Source organism: Nocardia sp. CA-145437 (genome assembly GCF_050956485.1).
Classification (GTDB): Bacteria; Actinomycetota; Actinomycetes; order Mycobacteriales; family Mycobacteriaceae; genus Nocardia.
Genome location: NZ_CP191204.1, coordinates 3587655 through 3602455, shown reverse-complemented (window position 1 = coordinate 3602455; position 14801 = coordinate 3587655). Strand labels below are relative to the sequence as shown.

At 69.1% G+C, this 14801-nt stretch carries 16 protein-coding genes; 10 read left to right on the top strand and 6 right to left on the bottom strand.

Annotated elements, in window-relative coordinates; all coding sequences use genetic code 11:
- Nucleotides 1-210: 210 nt before the first annotated feature.
- From ACQPYY_RS16755 to ACQPYY_RS16745, 3 genes are all read left to right on the top strand, one after another.
- Nucleotides 211-987: an O-methyltransferase gene (locus tag ACQPYY_RS16755; protein ID WP_433594447.1), complete on the top strand. Its 777-nt coding sequence runs from the start codon at nt 211-213 to the stop codon at nt 985-987.
- A gap of 20 nt (nt 988-1007) precedes the next feature.
- Nucleotides 1008-1379, top strand: coding sequence for a DUF2784 domain-containing protein (locus tag ACQPYY_RS16750; RefSeq protein ID WP_433594446.1), 372 nt, complete (start codon nt 1008-1010; stop codon nt 1377-1379).
- A gap of 85 nt (nt 1380-1464) precedes the next feature.
- The gene (locus ACQPYY_RS16745) at nt 1465-2241 is read left to right on the top strand and encodes an O-methyltransferase (protein WP_433594445.1); all 777 of its coding nucleotides are present in this window, start codon (nt 1465-1467) and stop codon (nt 2239-2241) included.
- A 51-nt stretch (nt 2242-2292) separates the two neighbouring features.
- Here ACQPYY_RS16745 and ACQPYY_RS16740 read toward each other — a convergent pair whose 3' ends face one another.
- Entirely contained in the window at nt 2293-3081 is a 789-nt protein-coding gene (locus ACQPYY_RS16740) for a thioesterase II family protein (protein WP_433594444.1), read from the bottom strand.
- Nucleotides 3082-3145: 64 nt separating this feature from the next.
- Here ACQPYY_RS16740 and ACQPYY_RS16735 point away from each other — a divergent pair, with 64 nt between their 5' ends.
- The gene (locus ACQPYY_RS16735) at nt 3146-4516 is read left to right on the top strand and encodes a CoA transferase (protein ID WP_433594443.1); all 1371 of its coding nucleotides are present in this window, start codon (nt 3146-3148) and stop codon (nt 4514-4516) included.
- 174 nt (nt 4517-4690) lie between these two features.
- Entirely contained in the window at nt 4691-6253 is a 1563-nt protein-coding gene (locus ACQPYY_RS16730) for an MFS transporter (protein ID WP_433594664.1), read from the top strand.
- A 2-nt stretch (nt 6254-6255) separates the two neighbouring features.
- On the opposite strand, the gene ACQPYY_RS16725 is transcribed toward ACQPYY_RS16730, so the two are convergent.
- Nucleotides 6256-6828, bottom strand: a complete 573-nt coding sequence (locus tag ACQPYY_RS16725) for a TetR/AcrR family transcriptional regulator (RefSeq protein WP_379099018.1) — start codon at nt 6826-6828, stop codon at nt 6256-6258.
- 122 nt (nt 6829-6950) lie between these two features.
- Here ACQPYY_RS16725 and ACQPYY_RS16720 point away from each other — a divergent pair, with 122 nt between their 5' ends.
- From ACQPYY_RS16720 to ACQPYY_RS16710, 3 genes are read left to right on the top strand one after another with little or no spacing between them, the layout of a single operon-like run.
- Nucleotides 6951-7982, top strand: coding sequence for a nucleoside hydrolase (locus tag ACQPYY_RS16720; RefSeq protein WP_433594663.1), 1032 nt, complete (start codon nt 6951-6953; stop codon nt 7980-7982).
- Complete coding sequence (locus ACQPYY_RS16715) at nt 7979-8866, top strand: amidohydrolase family protein (RefSeq protein ID WP_433594442.1); 888 nt, start codon at nt 7979-7981, stop codon at nt 8864-8866. The genes ACQPYY_RS16720 and ACQPYY_RS16715 overlap by 4 nt, the downstream gene beginning before the upstream one ends.
- 40 nt (nt 8867-8906) lie before the next feature.
- Nucleotides 8907-9269 (top strand): DUF1304 domain-containing protein, encoded by a 363-nt coding sequence (locus ACQPYY_RS16710; protein ID WP_433594441.1) that lies wholly within the window; start codon nt 8907-8909, stop codon nt 9267-9269.
- Between the two features lie 3 nt (nt 9270-9272).
- Here ACQPYY_RS16710 and ACQPYY_RS16705 read toward each other — a convergent pair whose 3' ends face one another.
- The gene (locus tag ACQPYY_RS16705) at nt 9273-10271 is read right to left on the bottom strand and encodes a zinc-binding dehydrogenase (RefSeq protein ID WP_433594440.1); all 999 of its coding nucleotides are present in this window, start codon (nt 10269-10271) and stop codon (nt 9273-9275) included.
- Complete coding sequence (locus tag ACQPYY_RS16700) at nt 10268-10723, bottom strand: MarR family winged helix-turn-helix transcriptional regulator (RefSeq protein WP_379099006.1); 456 nt, start codon at nt 10721-10723, stop codon at nt 10268-10270. The genes ACQPYY_RS16705 and ACQPYY_RS16700 overlap by 4 nt, the downstream gene beginning before the upstream one ends.
- Nucleotides 10724-10907: 184 nt before the next feature.
- Here ACQPYY_RS16700 and ACQPYY_RS16695 point away from each other — a divergent pair, with 184 nt between their 5' ends.
- Together ACQPYY_RS16695 and ACQPYY_RS16690 are read left to right on the top strand one after the other, a co-directional pair.
- The gene (locus tag ACQPYY_RS16695) at nt 10908-12092 is read left to right on the top strand and encodes an acyl-CoA dehydrogenase family protein (RefSeq protein WP_433594439.1); all 1185 of its coding nucleotides are present in this window, start codon (nt 10908-10910) and stop codon (nt 12090-12092) included.
- Between the two features lie 147 nt (nt 12093-12239).
- Complete coding sequence (locus tag ACQPYY_RS16690) at nt 12240-13217, top strand: alpha/beta hydrolase (protein ID WP_433594438.1); 978 nt, start codon at nt 12240-12242, stop codon at nt 13215-13217.
- Here the strand turns inward: ACQPYY_RS16690 and ACQPYY_RS16685 are convergent.
- A complete protein-coding gene (locus tag ACQPYY_RS16685; RefSeq protein ID WP_433594437.1) occupies nt 13214-13759 on the bottom strand; it encodes an N-acetyltransferase family protein in 546 nt (181 codons plus the stop codon). The two genes, ACQPYY_RS16690 and ACQPYY_RS16685, sit on opposite strands and share 4 nt — an antisense overlap.
- The gene (gene meaB, locus ACQPYY_RS16680) at nt 13735-14733 is read right to left on the bottom strand and encodes a methylmalonyl Co-A mutase-associated GTPase MeaB (protein WP_433594662.1); all 999 of its coding nucleotides are present in this window, start codon (nt 14731-14733) and stop codon (nt 13735-13737) included. Before meaB ends, ACQPYY_RS16685 begins: the two co-directional genes overlap by 25 nt.
- Between the last annotated feature and the right edge of the window lie 68 nt (nt 14734-14801).

The window sequence follows — 14801 nt, the reverse complement described above, 5'->3', positions numbered from 1 at the left end:
CATTCATGTTTAGATGCGCATATGTACGTACTCATATGCCTTGATTGCCGGAATCAGCTCCGGCGAGCATCGGGCTGCCGCCAGAATTGGACGAGAAACTCCCCTACCCTGCGGGTTTCCCGAGTCCGATCCATGCGCGGTCCCCCACCCCGCGTTCCCACCGCGGCCCATAATCGACACACGCACTCCCCCACCAGGACGGGTGATCTCATGAGCGCTAAGTCTGTGGCTGATGCATTGCGCGAGCGGTTGCCGTTCCTGCGCTGGTCGGTGATCCGATTCGCCTTGGGCGGGCCGACTTTCGCACGCACGGGGCAGGTCGGCGACGGCCGGGAGGAGGCGGCGCGGGCGTACGTGCTGGCCCACGGGGCGGCCGGCGATCCGGACAGTGTGCTCGCCGCGTACGACGGCTTCGCGCGGACCCGCAGCATGCTGGTGAATGTCGGCGACGAGAAGGGGCTCATCCTGGACGCGGCCGTACGCCGGGCCGGCCCCGCGTTGGCCCTGGAATTGGGTGGTTACTGCGGGTACAGCGCGGTCCGGATCGGCCGGGCGCTGGCGCCGGGCGCGCGGCTGGTGTCGGTGGAGTTCAATGCCGACAACGCGTCGATCGCGCGGACGCTGCTGGCGCACGCGGGGCTCTCGGATCGGGTGACCGTTGTCGTGGGCACCATCGGCGACGGCGGTGACACCGTGAAACGCCTGGCGTCCGAGCACGGATTCGCTCCCGGCGCACTCGATTTCGTCTTCCTCGACCACGACAAGAAGGCTTATCTTCCGGACCTGAAGACGATCCTGGAGGCCGGTTGGCTGCACCCGGGCAGCCTCGCCGTCGCCGACAATGTCCGCATTCCGGGAGCGCCGGATTACTTGCGGTACATGCGCGAGTCCGAGGGCGCCACGTGGCGCACCGTCGAGCACGACACCCACGTCGAATACCAGTCGCTGCTGAAAGATCTCGTACTGGAGTCGGAGTACCTCGGCTGACCCGCACCTATCCTGGGGTCATGGTCTACCGGCTGCTGGCCGACGCGACCGCGATCGCGCATTTCGCGTTCGTGGCCTATGTCGTGGTGGGCGGGTTCATCGCCTGGCGCTGGCCGCGCACGTTCTGGCTGCACCTGCTCGCGTTCGGATGGGGGTTCAGCACCGTGCTGTTCAAGGTCGAGTGCCCGCTGACGAACCTGGAGAACTGGGCGCGCCACCGAGCGGGCGAGGCGGGCCTGCCGCCGAGCGGATTCATCGACCACTACATCACCGGTGTGCTCTATCCCCGTAGCGCGCTGGAAGAGGTCCGAGTGGTCGTGGTGGTGTGCGTCGGCGTGTCCTGGGTGGGCCTGTACCTGCTGTCGCGGCGGCGGGCCGCCGCACCCTCGTGATCACCGCCGATCCGGCCGCTGCGGGCGAATCCGCTTCGGGGCGTGCATAATCGCGCTGGTTGTCGAAGTGACTTAAGGGGTTTTCATGGGTGGCTCATCGATCGCGTCGGTGTTCCTGGAGCGGGTGGTGTATCCGGTGCGCACGGCGGTCAGCACCGTGTGGGGAATCGGGACCTTCACCCGCACGGGCCAATTCGGTGACGGGCGTGAGGCCGCGGTGCGCGATCACGTGCTGGCCAATGCCGAGCAGGGCAACCCGGACAGCGTGCTGGACGCGATCGACCGGTTCGCGCGCACGCGCAGCAATCTGGTGAACGTCGGCGACGAGAAGGGCCTGCTGCTGGATGCCGCGGTGCGCCGGGCGAATCCGACGCTGGCCCTGGAGCTGGGCACCTACGTCGGCTACAGCGCGGTCCGCACGGCGCGGGTGCTGCCCGAGGGCGCGCGCCTTATCTCGGTCGAGTTCAGTGCCGCCAATGCCGAGGTGGCGCGGGCCATCATCGCGCACGCCGGGTTCGCGGATCGGGTGACGGTGGTGGTCGGCACCATCGGCGACGGCGGGGACACCATCCGCGCGCTCGCCGAGGAGTACGGGATCACCGAGGGCGCGGTCGATTTCGTTTTCGTCGATCACGACAAGTCGGCGTACCTCGCCGATCTGAAGCACATTCTGGACGCGGGCTGGCTGCACCCGGGCACCATCGTGGTGGCCGACAATATGCGCATTCCCGGCGCGCCGGACTACCTGGCCTACATGCGGGAGGCCGAGGGCTCGTCCTGGCGCACCGTGGAGCACGACACCCACATCGAGTACCAGTCCCTGCTCAAGGACCGGGTGCTCGAGTCGGAATACCTGGGCTGACGGCGAACTCGCCGCGGCGGCGCAGGCGCTGTCCGCGGCAGCCCGGCCGACCTACTTCGAGGGGCCGGGCGACGCCGTGGCGAGCGCCCGGGTGATCGAGTCCGCGAGCGCCTTGATGTTCTCGGGCAGATCCAGATAGAAGTGGCCGCCTTCGAAGGTGGCGAGATCGAAATCGGCGGTGGTGAAGTCGCGCCACTGCCCGGCCTGGGCGGCCGAGGTGGTCGGGTCCGAGGCGCTGATCAGCGCGGTGATCGGCGTGCGCAGCGGTGCGCCGGTCTGGTGGCGGTAGGTCTCCACCGCGCGATAGTCGGTGCGCACCGCCGGGAGGACCAGATCGGCCAGCCCCGGTTCGTCGCGCAGGATCTTCACCGAGGACGGATCGTTCGACAGCCGTTCGAGTTCGGCGATGAGGCCCTCGTCCGGGCCTTCGTGCAGACGGCCGGACTCCTCGTGCACCGGTGCGGGACGGCCGGAGACGAACAGGTGCGTCACCTCGCGTCCGCCCGCCTCGACCCGGCGGGCGGTCTCGTAGGCGACGGTCGCGCCCATGCTGTGCCCGAAGATGGCCAGCCGCACGTCTTTCGGCCAGGCCAGCAGATCGGTGGCGGCGTGCCCGGCCAGTTCGGTGAGCGCGGGGACGGGCGGGTCGCCGAGGCGGTCCTGCCGCCCGGGGTACTGCACGCCGAAGACCGCGGTGCCCGCGCCGAAGCGCTGGGCCAACTGCCGGTAGGCGCCGACGGAGCCGCCGCCGGGCGGGAAGCACACCAGTACGGTCTCGGGGGCGGGATCGGGCTTCAGTTCGCGCAGCCAGGTGGTTCCGGGGAGTCGATGGGCGCTCATCGATCGAGTATGCCCCGAGATCTCGCGTCGGGCTCGCACCTGGTCCCGGCGTTAGAGTCGGCTCGTGGCCACCTCTGACGCATTGGTTCGCGACTACGAGACCGGAATCGGGGTTGCCGGGACACCGGTGCCGGCGCTCGATCCGGGCGCGAATCTGGCTGCGACGCTGCCGTTCTGGGCGCTGGCGGGTGGCGCGGTCGCGGCCTTCGCCGGTGCGGCCGACCGGTGGCGCGAAGTCTGCGGGGTGACGCCGCTGCGCGGCGTCATCGATCCCGGCCGTGTCGCGGCGGCCTTCCAGAGCGACCAGCTGCTGCGGATCGATGGGCAGCAGCCGCGAATGTTCGCGGAATTGTCGGGTTTCTTCCGAAGCGCGGACGGCTGGGTGCGGACGCACGCCAACTACCCGCACCATCGGGCACGCCTGCTGGCGGCGCTGGATCTGTCCGCCGAGGCCACTCCCGAGGATTTCACCCGGCGGGTCGCGACGCTGACGGCCGCCGATATCGAACAGCGCGCCGCCGAGCACGCGGCCATCGCGTTCCGGGTGCGCACCGAGCGGGAGTGGGCCGACAGCCCGCAGGGCACAGCGGCCGCGTCCGGCCCGTTGGTCGCGCTCGACGCCCGCGACGATCGGGGCGCGCTCGACTCACTCGGCGCCGCAACGGCAATGCTCCCGCTGCGCGGAATCCGGGTGCTGGATCTGACCCGGGTGATCGCCGGTCCGGTGGCGACGCGGGCATTGGCCCTGCTGGGAGCCGATGTGTTGCGGATCGACCCGCCGGACCTGCCGGAGATCGACTGGCAGTTCCTGGACACCTGTCAGGGGAAGCGTTCCACTGTAGTCGATTTGCGCACCGGACTTCCGATCTTTCGCGAATTGATCAGCAATGCGGACATAATCATCTCGGGTTACCGACCGGGCAGCTTGGAACGGTTCGGAGTGCGGCCCGGCGATATTCGACCGGGAATTGTGCACGGACGAGTTTCGGCGTGGGGCGAACGGGGCCCGTGGGGAGATCGGCGCGGTTTCGACAGCATCGTGCAGGCCACATCCGGAATTTCTCTTATCGAAGGCACACGCGATAATTCGCGTAACGAACCGGCCGTGGGCGCCCTCCCGGCCCAGGCCCTCGACCACGCCAGCGGGTACCTGCTCGCGGCGGGCGTGCTGGACGCGCTGTGCGCGCGCCGCGCCGACGGCCGCGGCCGCGATGTCCGGGTCGCGCTGGCCCGCACCGCATCCTGGCTGATCACCGCGCCGGGCCGGACGCCCGGGCACGTGCCCGCGCAGGTCCCGGATCCGCGTTACGCGGTGACGCACGCGGCGGTGAGCACCGCGGGCCCGGCATTGAGCGAGTATCCGGACTTTCCGTGTCCCGCTCCGGCCTACGGATCGAGCGCTCCCGAATGGAAAGCCCGACCGGACGGTTCGTAACTTCGGCGAATGTATACAAGCTGCTGCACGCACACCCGCAAGTACATCCGAGAAATAGTCGAATTGCCTTGCAATGCAGCACTTTCGACACGCCGCACTTATCCCCCGTCCGGCGTTAATAAATGAGACCCTGAAACCGACATCAAAATTGTCGACATGTGTGTCGACATGCGGATGGAGGACGTCACCGTGGACACACCTGCTCCCTTGCTCACCGCCGCCAGCGACGCCGGCGCCACCAAGGTAGGGAGACGGGAATGGGCCGGACTGTCGGTGCTCGCACTGGCGTGCCTGGTCTACTCGATGGACCTGACGGTCCTGCACTTGGCGGTGCCGCAGATCAGCGAGGTCCTGCGGCCGACCAGTTCCCAATTGCTGTGGATCATCGACGTTTACGGATTTCTCGTCGCGGGTTTGCTGCTCACCATGGGCACCATCGGCGACCGCATCGGCCGTCGCCGGTTGCTGATGGTCGGAGCGGCCGCGTTCGCGGCGATCTCGGTGATCGCGGCCTTCGCGCCGTCCGCGCCGGTGCTCATCGCCTGCCGGGCACTGCTCGGCATCGCCGGGGCCACCCTCGCGCCCTCCACACTCTCGTTGATCTTCACCATGTTTCGCGACCCGGGGCAACGGTCGGTGGCGGTCGGGGTCTGGGTGGGCTCCTACTCGGTCGGCGGCTCCATCGGGCCGCTGGCGGGCGGGCTCATGCTCGAACACTTCTGGTGGGGGTCGGTGTTCCTGCTCGCGGTGCCGGTCATGGTGCTGCTGATCGTGCTCGCGCCCCGGGTGCTGCCCGAGTTCCGGGATCCCGACGCGGGCCGCCTCGATCCGGTCAGCGCCGCGCTGTGCACGGCGGCGGTGCTGCTGGTGGTGTTCGGCATGAAGAAGGCCGCGCAGGACGGGCCCGGCCCGATCGCGGTGGCCGCGCTGGCCACCGGCATCGGGATCGGGGTGATCTTCGTTCGGCGTCAGCTCAATACGCCCGACCCGATGCTGGACCTACGCCTGTTCCGACTAGGCAGCTTCCGGACCGCGCTGACCATCAATATGGTCTCCATCTTCGTCGCCTTCGGATACGCCCTGTTCGTGGGACAGTACTTCCAGCTGGTGCTGGGCATGTCGCCGCTGCGTGCCGGTCTGGCCACCATCCCGGCGGGCCTGGGCTTCATGGTCGGCTCGCAGCTGGGGCCGCGCATCATGAAAGTGGTACGGCCCGCGTACATGATCGGCGCCGGCATGACCATGGCCGCCGCCGGACTGCTGCTGCTCACCCAGATCACCACCTCGGGCGGGGTGGAGCTCACCATCGTGGCGTCACTGCTGGTGTCGTTCGGACTGGCACCGGTGTTCGGGGTGACCACCGAGCTCATCGTCGGCACCGCGCCGCCGGAGCAGGCGGGGGCCGCCTCCGGGCTCTCGGAGACCGGGGCCGAGTTCGGCGGCGCGCTCGGGATCTCCATCCTCGGCAGCATCAGCATCGCCATCTACCGCAGCCAGCTCAACGCCGGCCTGCCCTACGGCATGCCGGAACCCGACGCGCGCGCGGCGCGGGACACGCTCGGCGCGGCATTGGAAGTCGCGCGCACCATGCCCGGCAGGCTGGGCACCACGGTGGCCGACGCCGCCAAGCACGCCTTCCTCACCGGCATGCACCTGACGGCTGCCATCGCGGCGGGGGCCGCACTGCTGCTGGCCGTCATCGCCGTGACCCGGCTGCGGCACGTGCCGCCCAGCTGAGATCACTTGCCTCGGATCGCCTCGATGGCGGTGGTGAGCGAATCACCGTCCAGCAGTTCCGCGCTCGGAGCGATGACCATCTGGATGGCGAGGCCCTGGAACACCAGGAACAGCAGCTTCCCGACCGCGACGGCCTGATCCTCGCTCAGATCCGGATGGGTGGATCTGACGATGGCGACGATATCGCGGTGCGCCACCTCGGTCGCCTCGGCCATGAAGATCTGCTGCGCGGGATCGCGCGCGATCTGCAGGCCGTTCTCCATGCTCAACAGCAGGCCGTCGCGATTGCGCTGCACGACGTCCACGAATCCGTTCCAGGTCGCGGCCAGCGACTCCCAGAGCGTGTGGCCCTCCCCCGCGTCGCGGATGGCGGCCTCCATGCCGTCGCCGATCCGGGTGCCGACCCCGATGGTGATCGCCTCGGTGATCAGCTGGTCCTTGGACCCGAAGTGATAGCCGATGGCGGCGAGGCTGACACCGGCGGCGCTCGCGATGTCCCGGGCGGTGACCTTGGCCAGGCCCCGCTCGAGGACGGCCTTGCGTGCACCTTCCAGCAGGTCTTCTCGATTTCCCATGACCTCACCCTAGCAGCGTCTTAGACATTCGTTCCAGACACCCGTATCAAACGCCCGATCGGGCCTCGGTCTCATCGGGCATCGATCCCGCTACCCTCGAACCCGTGCGGCAGAAGATCCTCATGGACAACGACACCGGCATCGATGACGCCCTCGGTCTGCTCTACCTGCTCGCCTCCCCCGAGGCCGAGATCATCGGAATCGCCTCCACCGCGGGCAATGTGCCCGCGCCGCGGGTCGCGGCCAATAATCTGGCGCTGCTCGATCTCGCGCGGGCCCCGGAAATCGAAGTGACACAAGGGGCGTTGACGCCCCTGGCGGTGCCGCTGCGCACCACCGAGGACACCCACGGGCCGCAGGGTGTCGGGTACGCGGAGCTGCCGGCGAGCAAGCGGACGCTGTCGAACCGGCCGGCCGCGCAGCTGTGGGTCGACCTGGCCCGCGAGCACCCCGGCGAGATCGTCGGCCTGTGCACCGGCCCGCTCACCAACCTCGCGTTGGCACTGCGCCTGGAACCGCGACTGCCGCAACTGCTCCGGCGGCTGGTCATCATGGGCGGGGCGTTCAATCACCCGGGCAACACCACCCCCACCAACGAGTGGAACGTGCACGTGGATCCGGAGGCGGCCAAGGAGGTCTTCGACGCCTTCTCCGCCGCGCCCGCCGACCGCCGACCGATCGTGTGCGCGCTCGACATCACCGAGACCATCGAGATGAAGCCCCCACACCTGGCACTGCTGGCCGAACGGGCGGGCAGCACGCCGGTGGAACTGGTCACCGAGGACGATCCGCCACACGCCCGTTCGAAGGCGAGCAATCCGCTGGTGCGGTTCCTCACCGACGCGGTGCGCTTCTACTTCGACTTCCACAAGCTCTACGACCAGGGCTATCTGGCGCACATGCACGACCCGTTCGCGGCGGCGGTGGCACTGGACCCGAGCCTGGCCGTCACCAAGCCCGCGACGGTCGACGTGGAGTTGACCGGCACCCTGACCCGCGCCACCACCGTCGCCGACTGGGCGGGGATGTGGGGCCGGGAACCCAACGCGGACATCGTGGTCGCGACCGGGCCCGAGGAATTCTTCGAGCGGCTGATCGGCCGCGTCGGCGATTACGCGCGGACGGTGTTCGCGGAAGGAGACACCGACCGGTGACCGGCGGAACAGACCTCGACTACGTCACCGGATTCCGCGAGCGCCTCGGGCTGCCCGGAATCATCGACGTGCACACGCATTTCATGCCCGAGCAGGTGCTGCGCAAGGTGTGGACCTACTTCGACACGGCCGGACCGCTGGTGGGCCATCGTGAATGGCCGATCACCTACCGCGACGAGGAGCAGGTGCGGCTGAAGACGCTGCGCGGGTTCGGGGTCAGCGCCTTCACCTCGATGATCTATCCGCACAAACCGGACATGGCGGCCTGGCTCAACAGCTGGTCCGCCGACTTCGCCGCCCGCACGCCGGACTGCCTGCACACCTCGACCTTCTATCCGGAGCCGGGCGCGCCCGAGTACGTGCGCGCGGCGCTGGAGTCCGGGACGCGAATCTTCAAGCTGCACATCCAGGTCGGTCACTACCACCCGGCCGATCCGCTGCTGGACGAGGTGTGGGGCCTGATCCAGGACGCGGGCACCCCGGTGGTCATCCACTGCGGATCCGGGCCCGCCGCCGGGGAATTCACCGGTCCCGAGCCCATCACGGCCCTGCTGCGGCGCTTCCCGCGACTACGGCTGATCATCGCGCACATGGGCGCTCCCGAATACCGCGAATTCCTCGATATCGCCCAGGCTCACGCCGGTGTCCTGCTCGACACCACGATGAACTTCACCGACTTCTTCGAGGCCGCGGACCCCTTCCCCACCGCCGAACTCCCCCGCGTCCGCGATCTCGGCGACCGGATCCTGTTCGGCAGCGACTTCCCGAACATCCCCTACCCGTACGGGCACGCGCTGTTCGCGCTGGAACGCCTGGACCTCGGCGACGACTGGCTGCGCGCGGTCTGTCACGATAACGCGGCACGCGTGTTCACTCTCGGATAACACCTCACGCCCTGGCGATATCGAGAAAGGCGGGCCGGTCATGCGGTTGGTCGCGGAGATCCTCGTCGGATTGCTCGCCGCGTTGCACGTCTACATCCTGGTCATGGAGATGTTCCTGTGGACCACGCCCCGGGTTCGCGCGAGCTTCGGCACCACCGCCGAGTTCGCCGAGGAGACCAAGGTGCTGGCCGCCAATCAGGGCCTCTACAACGGTTTTCTGGCCGCGGGCCTGATCTGGGGCCTGATCGCGTCCGATCCGGTCGGGCAGGCCGCGAAGATCTTCTTCGCGGCCTGCGTGGTGGTGGCCGGACTCTATGGCGCGGCCACCGCGAGCCGGCGGATCCTGTTCGCCCAGGCGGCGCCGGGCGCGATCACGCTGGCCGCGGTGCTGCTGGCCGGATAGCGGCTAGCCGCCGGAGACGCTGAGCGCGATCTTGGCGTTGCGGCCCGGTCGTTCGCTGGCCGCGGCCGCCTCGGCGGCCTGCTCGAGCGGGTAGGCGGTCTCGACGGGCAGATCCAGCACGCCCTGAGCGGCCAGGGTGACCAGTTCGGTGATGAGTCGGCGGCGCTCCTCGCCGCCGATCTCCTCGGCCCGCTTGGAGCCCCAGAAGCCCTTCACCACGGCCTGTTTGAAGATGATCGGGCCGGGGTCGAGCACCAGCGGCTGACCGGAGAGCGCACCGAACGTGATCAGCTCGCCGCGCGGGGCCAGCACCGTGAGCAGGTCGTTGGCGGCCTTGCCGCTGACCTGGTCGACCGCGCGCACGATCGGCTCACCGCCGGTGACCTCGGCGGCCCGCTCGACCCAGTCCGCGGACTCGGTGTCGAGCACCGGCTCGAAACCCAGCTCCCGCAAGGACTTCGCGGCGGCCTCGCTGCGCACCAGATTGAGCACATGGACGCCGCGGGCGCGAGCCAGCAGGTTCAGCAGCCGCCCGACCGCGCCGTTGGCGGCGTTGATCGTGATCCATTGCCCGGGTTCGACCTTCAGGTCCTCCAGCAGCATGAGCGCGCTCAGCGGCATGGCCAGCAGCTGGCTCGCGGTCGCGTCGGACACCGAGTCCGGCACCGGCACCACGCCGCCCGCCTTGGCGACGAAATACTCCGCCCACGCGCCCTGCACACCCGAGACCGTCACGCGCTGACCGACTTCCAGGCCGGTGACTCCCGCGCCGAGGGCGTCGATGCTGCCGACGGCCTCGGTGCCGGGGACGGCGGGCAGCTCCGGCCGGTAGCCGTAGATGCCGCGAATGATGGCCAGGTCGTGATTGTGGATCGGGGCCAGGGTGGTCGCGACGCGCACCTCACCCGGGCCGGGTTCGGGTACCGGCCGTTCGGACGTGGTCAGCACGTCCTTCGGCTCGCCGAATGCTTCGATGACCACCGCGCGCATGGGAGCGTTCATGAGGGGTTCTCCTTCGATCGAGGGTGGGCGGCCAGGGCCGCGGTGAGCCGGTGCAGGGTCGTCCGCAGGTCGGCCAGTTCGGTGGTGGACATGCCGGAGATCTCCTCGGCCCGTCCGGGGATGTGGCAGGCGGCCGCGCGCAGGTCGCGGCCGCGGTCGGTCAGGCTGATCTCGACGCGACGTTCGTCGGTCGTGGAGCGGCGGCGGGTCACGAAGCCCGCCGTTTCGAGGCGCTTCAGCAGAGGCGAGAGCGTGCCCGAGTCCAGGTCCAGCGCCGCGCACAGATCGCTGACAGTTCGCTCGTCGCGCTGCCAGAGCGCGGCCAGGACCAGATATTGCGGATAGGTGATGCCGAGCGCGTCGAGTTTGGACCGGTACAACCCGGTCATCGCGCGCGACGCCGCGTACAGCGCGAAGCACAGCTGGTTCTCCAGTGCCTGCTCATCGGTCACCTCAACACGGTAGCCAACAATTAAATTGTGCACAATCTATCTGTCCGTCTGCTCCGTCACACCGGCAGCCCGGAGACGATGCACGGTGATAGCGATCGGGTTTGTCCGGCAAACCGCGGGAATTCGGGATACGTTGCCCTGGAACGCGTTCCAATCGAGGGACGCCGAACAGCGGGGAGTTGCAATGACGCATGAGGTAGTGAGCCGGATCGAGGAGCTGTCCGGACAGCTCGCGGCGACTGCCCCGGAAACCGAGCGGCTGGGGAAGCTCTCCGACGAGAGCGTGAAGCTGCTCCGTCAGACCGGCATCATGCGGATGCTGCAGCCGACCGAGTACGGCGGCCTGGCCGCGCACCCGCGCGACTACGCCGAGGCGGTCATGGCCGTGTCCAAGCACTGCGGCTCCACCGGGTGGGTGACCGGCGTGGTCGGCGCGCACCCGTGGGAAATGGCGCTGATGGATCGCCGGCTGCAGGACGAGGTGTGGGGCGAGAACCCCGAAGCCTGGATCGCCTCGCCCTACGCGGTGATGGGCGTCGCGAAGCAGGCCGACGGCGGGTACACGCTGAACGGGCGCTGGGCCTTCTCCTCCGGCACCGACCACTGCGATTGGATCTTCCTGGGCGCGTTGCTCGCCGACCCCGAGGGGAATCCGGTGATGCCGCCGACCGTGCTGCACGTGGTGCTGCCGCGCAAGGACTACACCATCGTCGACGACTCCTGGGACGTCATCGGGTTGCAGGGCACCGGGTCCAAGGACATCATCGTCGACGGCGCGTTCATTCCGGCCTACCGGACCATCGAGATGGAGGCGGTCGCCGAAGGCGAGCGGGCCGCCGAGCGCGCGGGCCGCACCGACACCGTCTACAAGCTGCCGTTCTGGTCGATGTTCCCGCTCGGCATCACCGCCGCGGTCATCGGCATCGCCGAGGGCGCGCTCGCGGCCCACCTCGACTACCAGCGCAATCGCGTCACCGCCACCGGCACCATGATCAAGGACGACCCGATCGTGCTGTCCGCCATCTCCGAGGCCGCCGCCGACATCGCCGCCTCCCGCAGCCAGCTGCTCGACGGCATCAGCCGCCTCTACGATCTCGCCGACGCGGGCAAGCCCATCTCCTTCGAGGACCGAGCCGTGGTGCGCCGCAATCAGGTCCGCTGCGCGTGGCGGGCGGTGGCGGCGGTGGACCAGATCTTCGCGCGGTCCGGCGGCAACGCGGCGCGGCGGCAGAACGTCATGCAGCGGTTCTGGCGCGACGCGCACGTGGGATTGCAGCACGCCATCCACACGCCCGGTTCGATCTACCACTCGACGGCGTTGACCACCATGGGCCTGGAACCCGAGGGCCCGCTGCGCATGATGATCTGACATCCTCGGCGCGGTCCGATAGCTGCCAGGATGCGGCTATCGGACCGCGCGACTTTACCCATTTTCGCCCACCGCGAAACCCCTCGGCGGAGAACACGCGTGCTGATGTCAAAAACAATCGACGTCATCGGCGGGATACTCACTGTCATGCATCGACTGACGCGTTCTCTCGTTGCCCTGATCGCCATATTTGCCGCCCTGGTGCCGGCATCCGCGCACGCCGACCCCGGCGGCGGTTCCGGCATCGTGGACGTGCGGCCGCTCGGCGGACGCCAGTACGAAGTGACCGTCTACTCCGCGGCCATGGGACGCGACATCCCGGTCTGGGTGTCGCATCCCGACGAACCGGCCCCCGCCCTGTACCTGTTGAACGCGGTCGACGGCGGTGAATCCGGCGGACCCTGGTCCAATCGCACCGACGTCGCCCAGTTCTTCGCCGACAAGCCGGTCAACGTCATCACCCCGATCGGCGGGCGCGCCAGCTTCTACACCGACTGGATCTCCGACGACCCGGCGCTGGGCCGCAACAAGTGGTCCACCTTCCTGATCCACGAACTGCCGCCGCTGCTGGAATCCCACTTCCAGATGACCGGGCGCAACGCGATCGCGGGCGCGTCGATGTCCGCGACCTCGGCGCTGAATCTCGCCATCGAAGCGCCCGGCATGTACCAGGCCGTGGGGGCCTTCAGCGGCTGCCCGCGCACCACCGACGCGATGGCCCGCAATTTCGTGCGCACCGAACTCAGCCTGTTCCGGGCGAACGCCGCCAACATGTGGGGGCCCGACAACAATCCGGCCTGGGACGCCCACGATCCGGTGATCAACGCGGACCAGTTACGCGGGGTGGCGCTCTACATCTCGGCGGGCAATGGCGCATCGGGCGTGCACGATTCCCTCGCGGATCCGAGCATCGGCGGGAACGTGGCCACGCTGGCCGATCGCATGGCGGTGGGCGGGGCCATGGAGACGGTCGTCCGCAGCTGCACGGACTCCCTGGTCAGCCGGCTCGGGGAGCTGGGGATTCCGGCGCAGGTCGCCTACCGGAACGGCACGCACGCCTGGCCGTATTGGCAGGATGACGTGCACGATTCCTGGCCGCTGATCGCCGGCGCCCTCGGGGTCTAGCCGGCGGGCGTGACAGGCCAGGTGATTTCGAGATCCTGGACCTCGAAGCCCTGCGGGAAGCGGTAGGTCCGCGGCGCACCGGCCCGGCCGCCATGGCGTTCGTAGAACGCGATGGCGGCCGTATTGCCTTCCAGCACTTCCAGGTACACCGGGTGGCCGGGGAATTGGGCGGCGGCCCACTCGAATCCGTGCCGCAGGAGTCGTGTCCCGATGCCGCCACGCTTGCGGGCCGGGCTGACGTGCAGATTGTCGATCAGAACGCGACCGTCCGGTTGCGGCGCCAGATAGATGAATCCCAGCAGTTCCGAGCCGGATTCGGCGACGAAGAGGCTGCCGGGCGCGACCTCCGCGGTCAGCCGGGACAGCCACATGGCTTGGTGGTCATCGGCCAGCGCCCCGTCCAGATACGCCCCGGGCATGATCCCGACGTAGGCGGTGCGCCAGCTGGCGGTGTGCAGCGTGGCGACCGCGCCCGCGTCGGAGGCGAGACCGGGGCGGATCCGGATGGTCATGGCGGTCAGGGCCGTTCGTCGAAGGCCCACAGGATCTCCTCGGCGGCCAGCGCCGGGGTGAGGGAGCCGTCGCGGATCTGCTTCTCGACCGGGGCCTTCAACGCCTTGACGGCCGGGTTGTCGGACAGGCGGCGCAGCAGGTTGTCGTGCACCATGGTCCAGGTCCAGTCGACCTGCTGGCGGCGGCGCTTCTCGGCGAACTCCCCCGCCTCGGTCAGCACCCGGCGGTGGGTGAGCACCGCGTCCCAGAACGTGTCCAGGCCGGTGCCGTTGAGGCCGGACATGGTGAGAACCGGTGGCCGCCACAGCGATTCGCGCGGATGCACGAGCCGCATGGCGCCCTGGAGTTCGCGGGCGGCGGCCTTGGCCTCGAGCTCGTGACGGCCGTCGGCCTTGTTCACGGCCACCAGGTCGGCGAGTTCGAGCACGCCCTTCTTGATGCCCTGCAGCTGGTCGCCGGTGCGGGCCAGGGTGAGGAAGCAGAAGACGTCGACCATATTGGCGACGGTGACCTCGGACTGGCCGACGCCGACGGTCTCCACCAGGATGACGTCGTAGCCCGCGGCTTCGAGAAGCACGATGGTCTCGCGGGTCGCCTTCGCGACGCCGCCGAGCGTGCCCGCGGTCGGCGAGGGCCGGATGAACGCATCGCGCTGCACCGACAGCCGTTCCATCCGGGTCTTGTCACCCAGGATCGAGCCGCCGGTCAAGGTCGAGGACGGGTCGACGGCCAGCACCGCCACCCGATGGCCCTGGCCGATCAGGTACATGCCGAGCGCGTCGATGAACGTCGACTTGCCGACGCCCGGAACGCCGGTGATGCCCACGCGATTGGACAGCGCCTTGCCCGCGTCGGGAGTCAGCTTCAGCAGCAGCTGCTGAGCCAGTTCCCGATGGTCGCTCCGGGTGGATTCGACCAGGGTGATGGCGCGGGCCAGTCCGGCCCGCTCCCCCGCCCGCACCTGCGCGGCCAGCTGGTCGACGTCGATCACCCGGCGCGCCACCGGGGTGGCGGGCCGGACGCCGGGGCCGGGTCCGGGGACCCCGACACCGGCGGTGGTGCCGAGCCGGG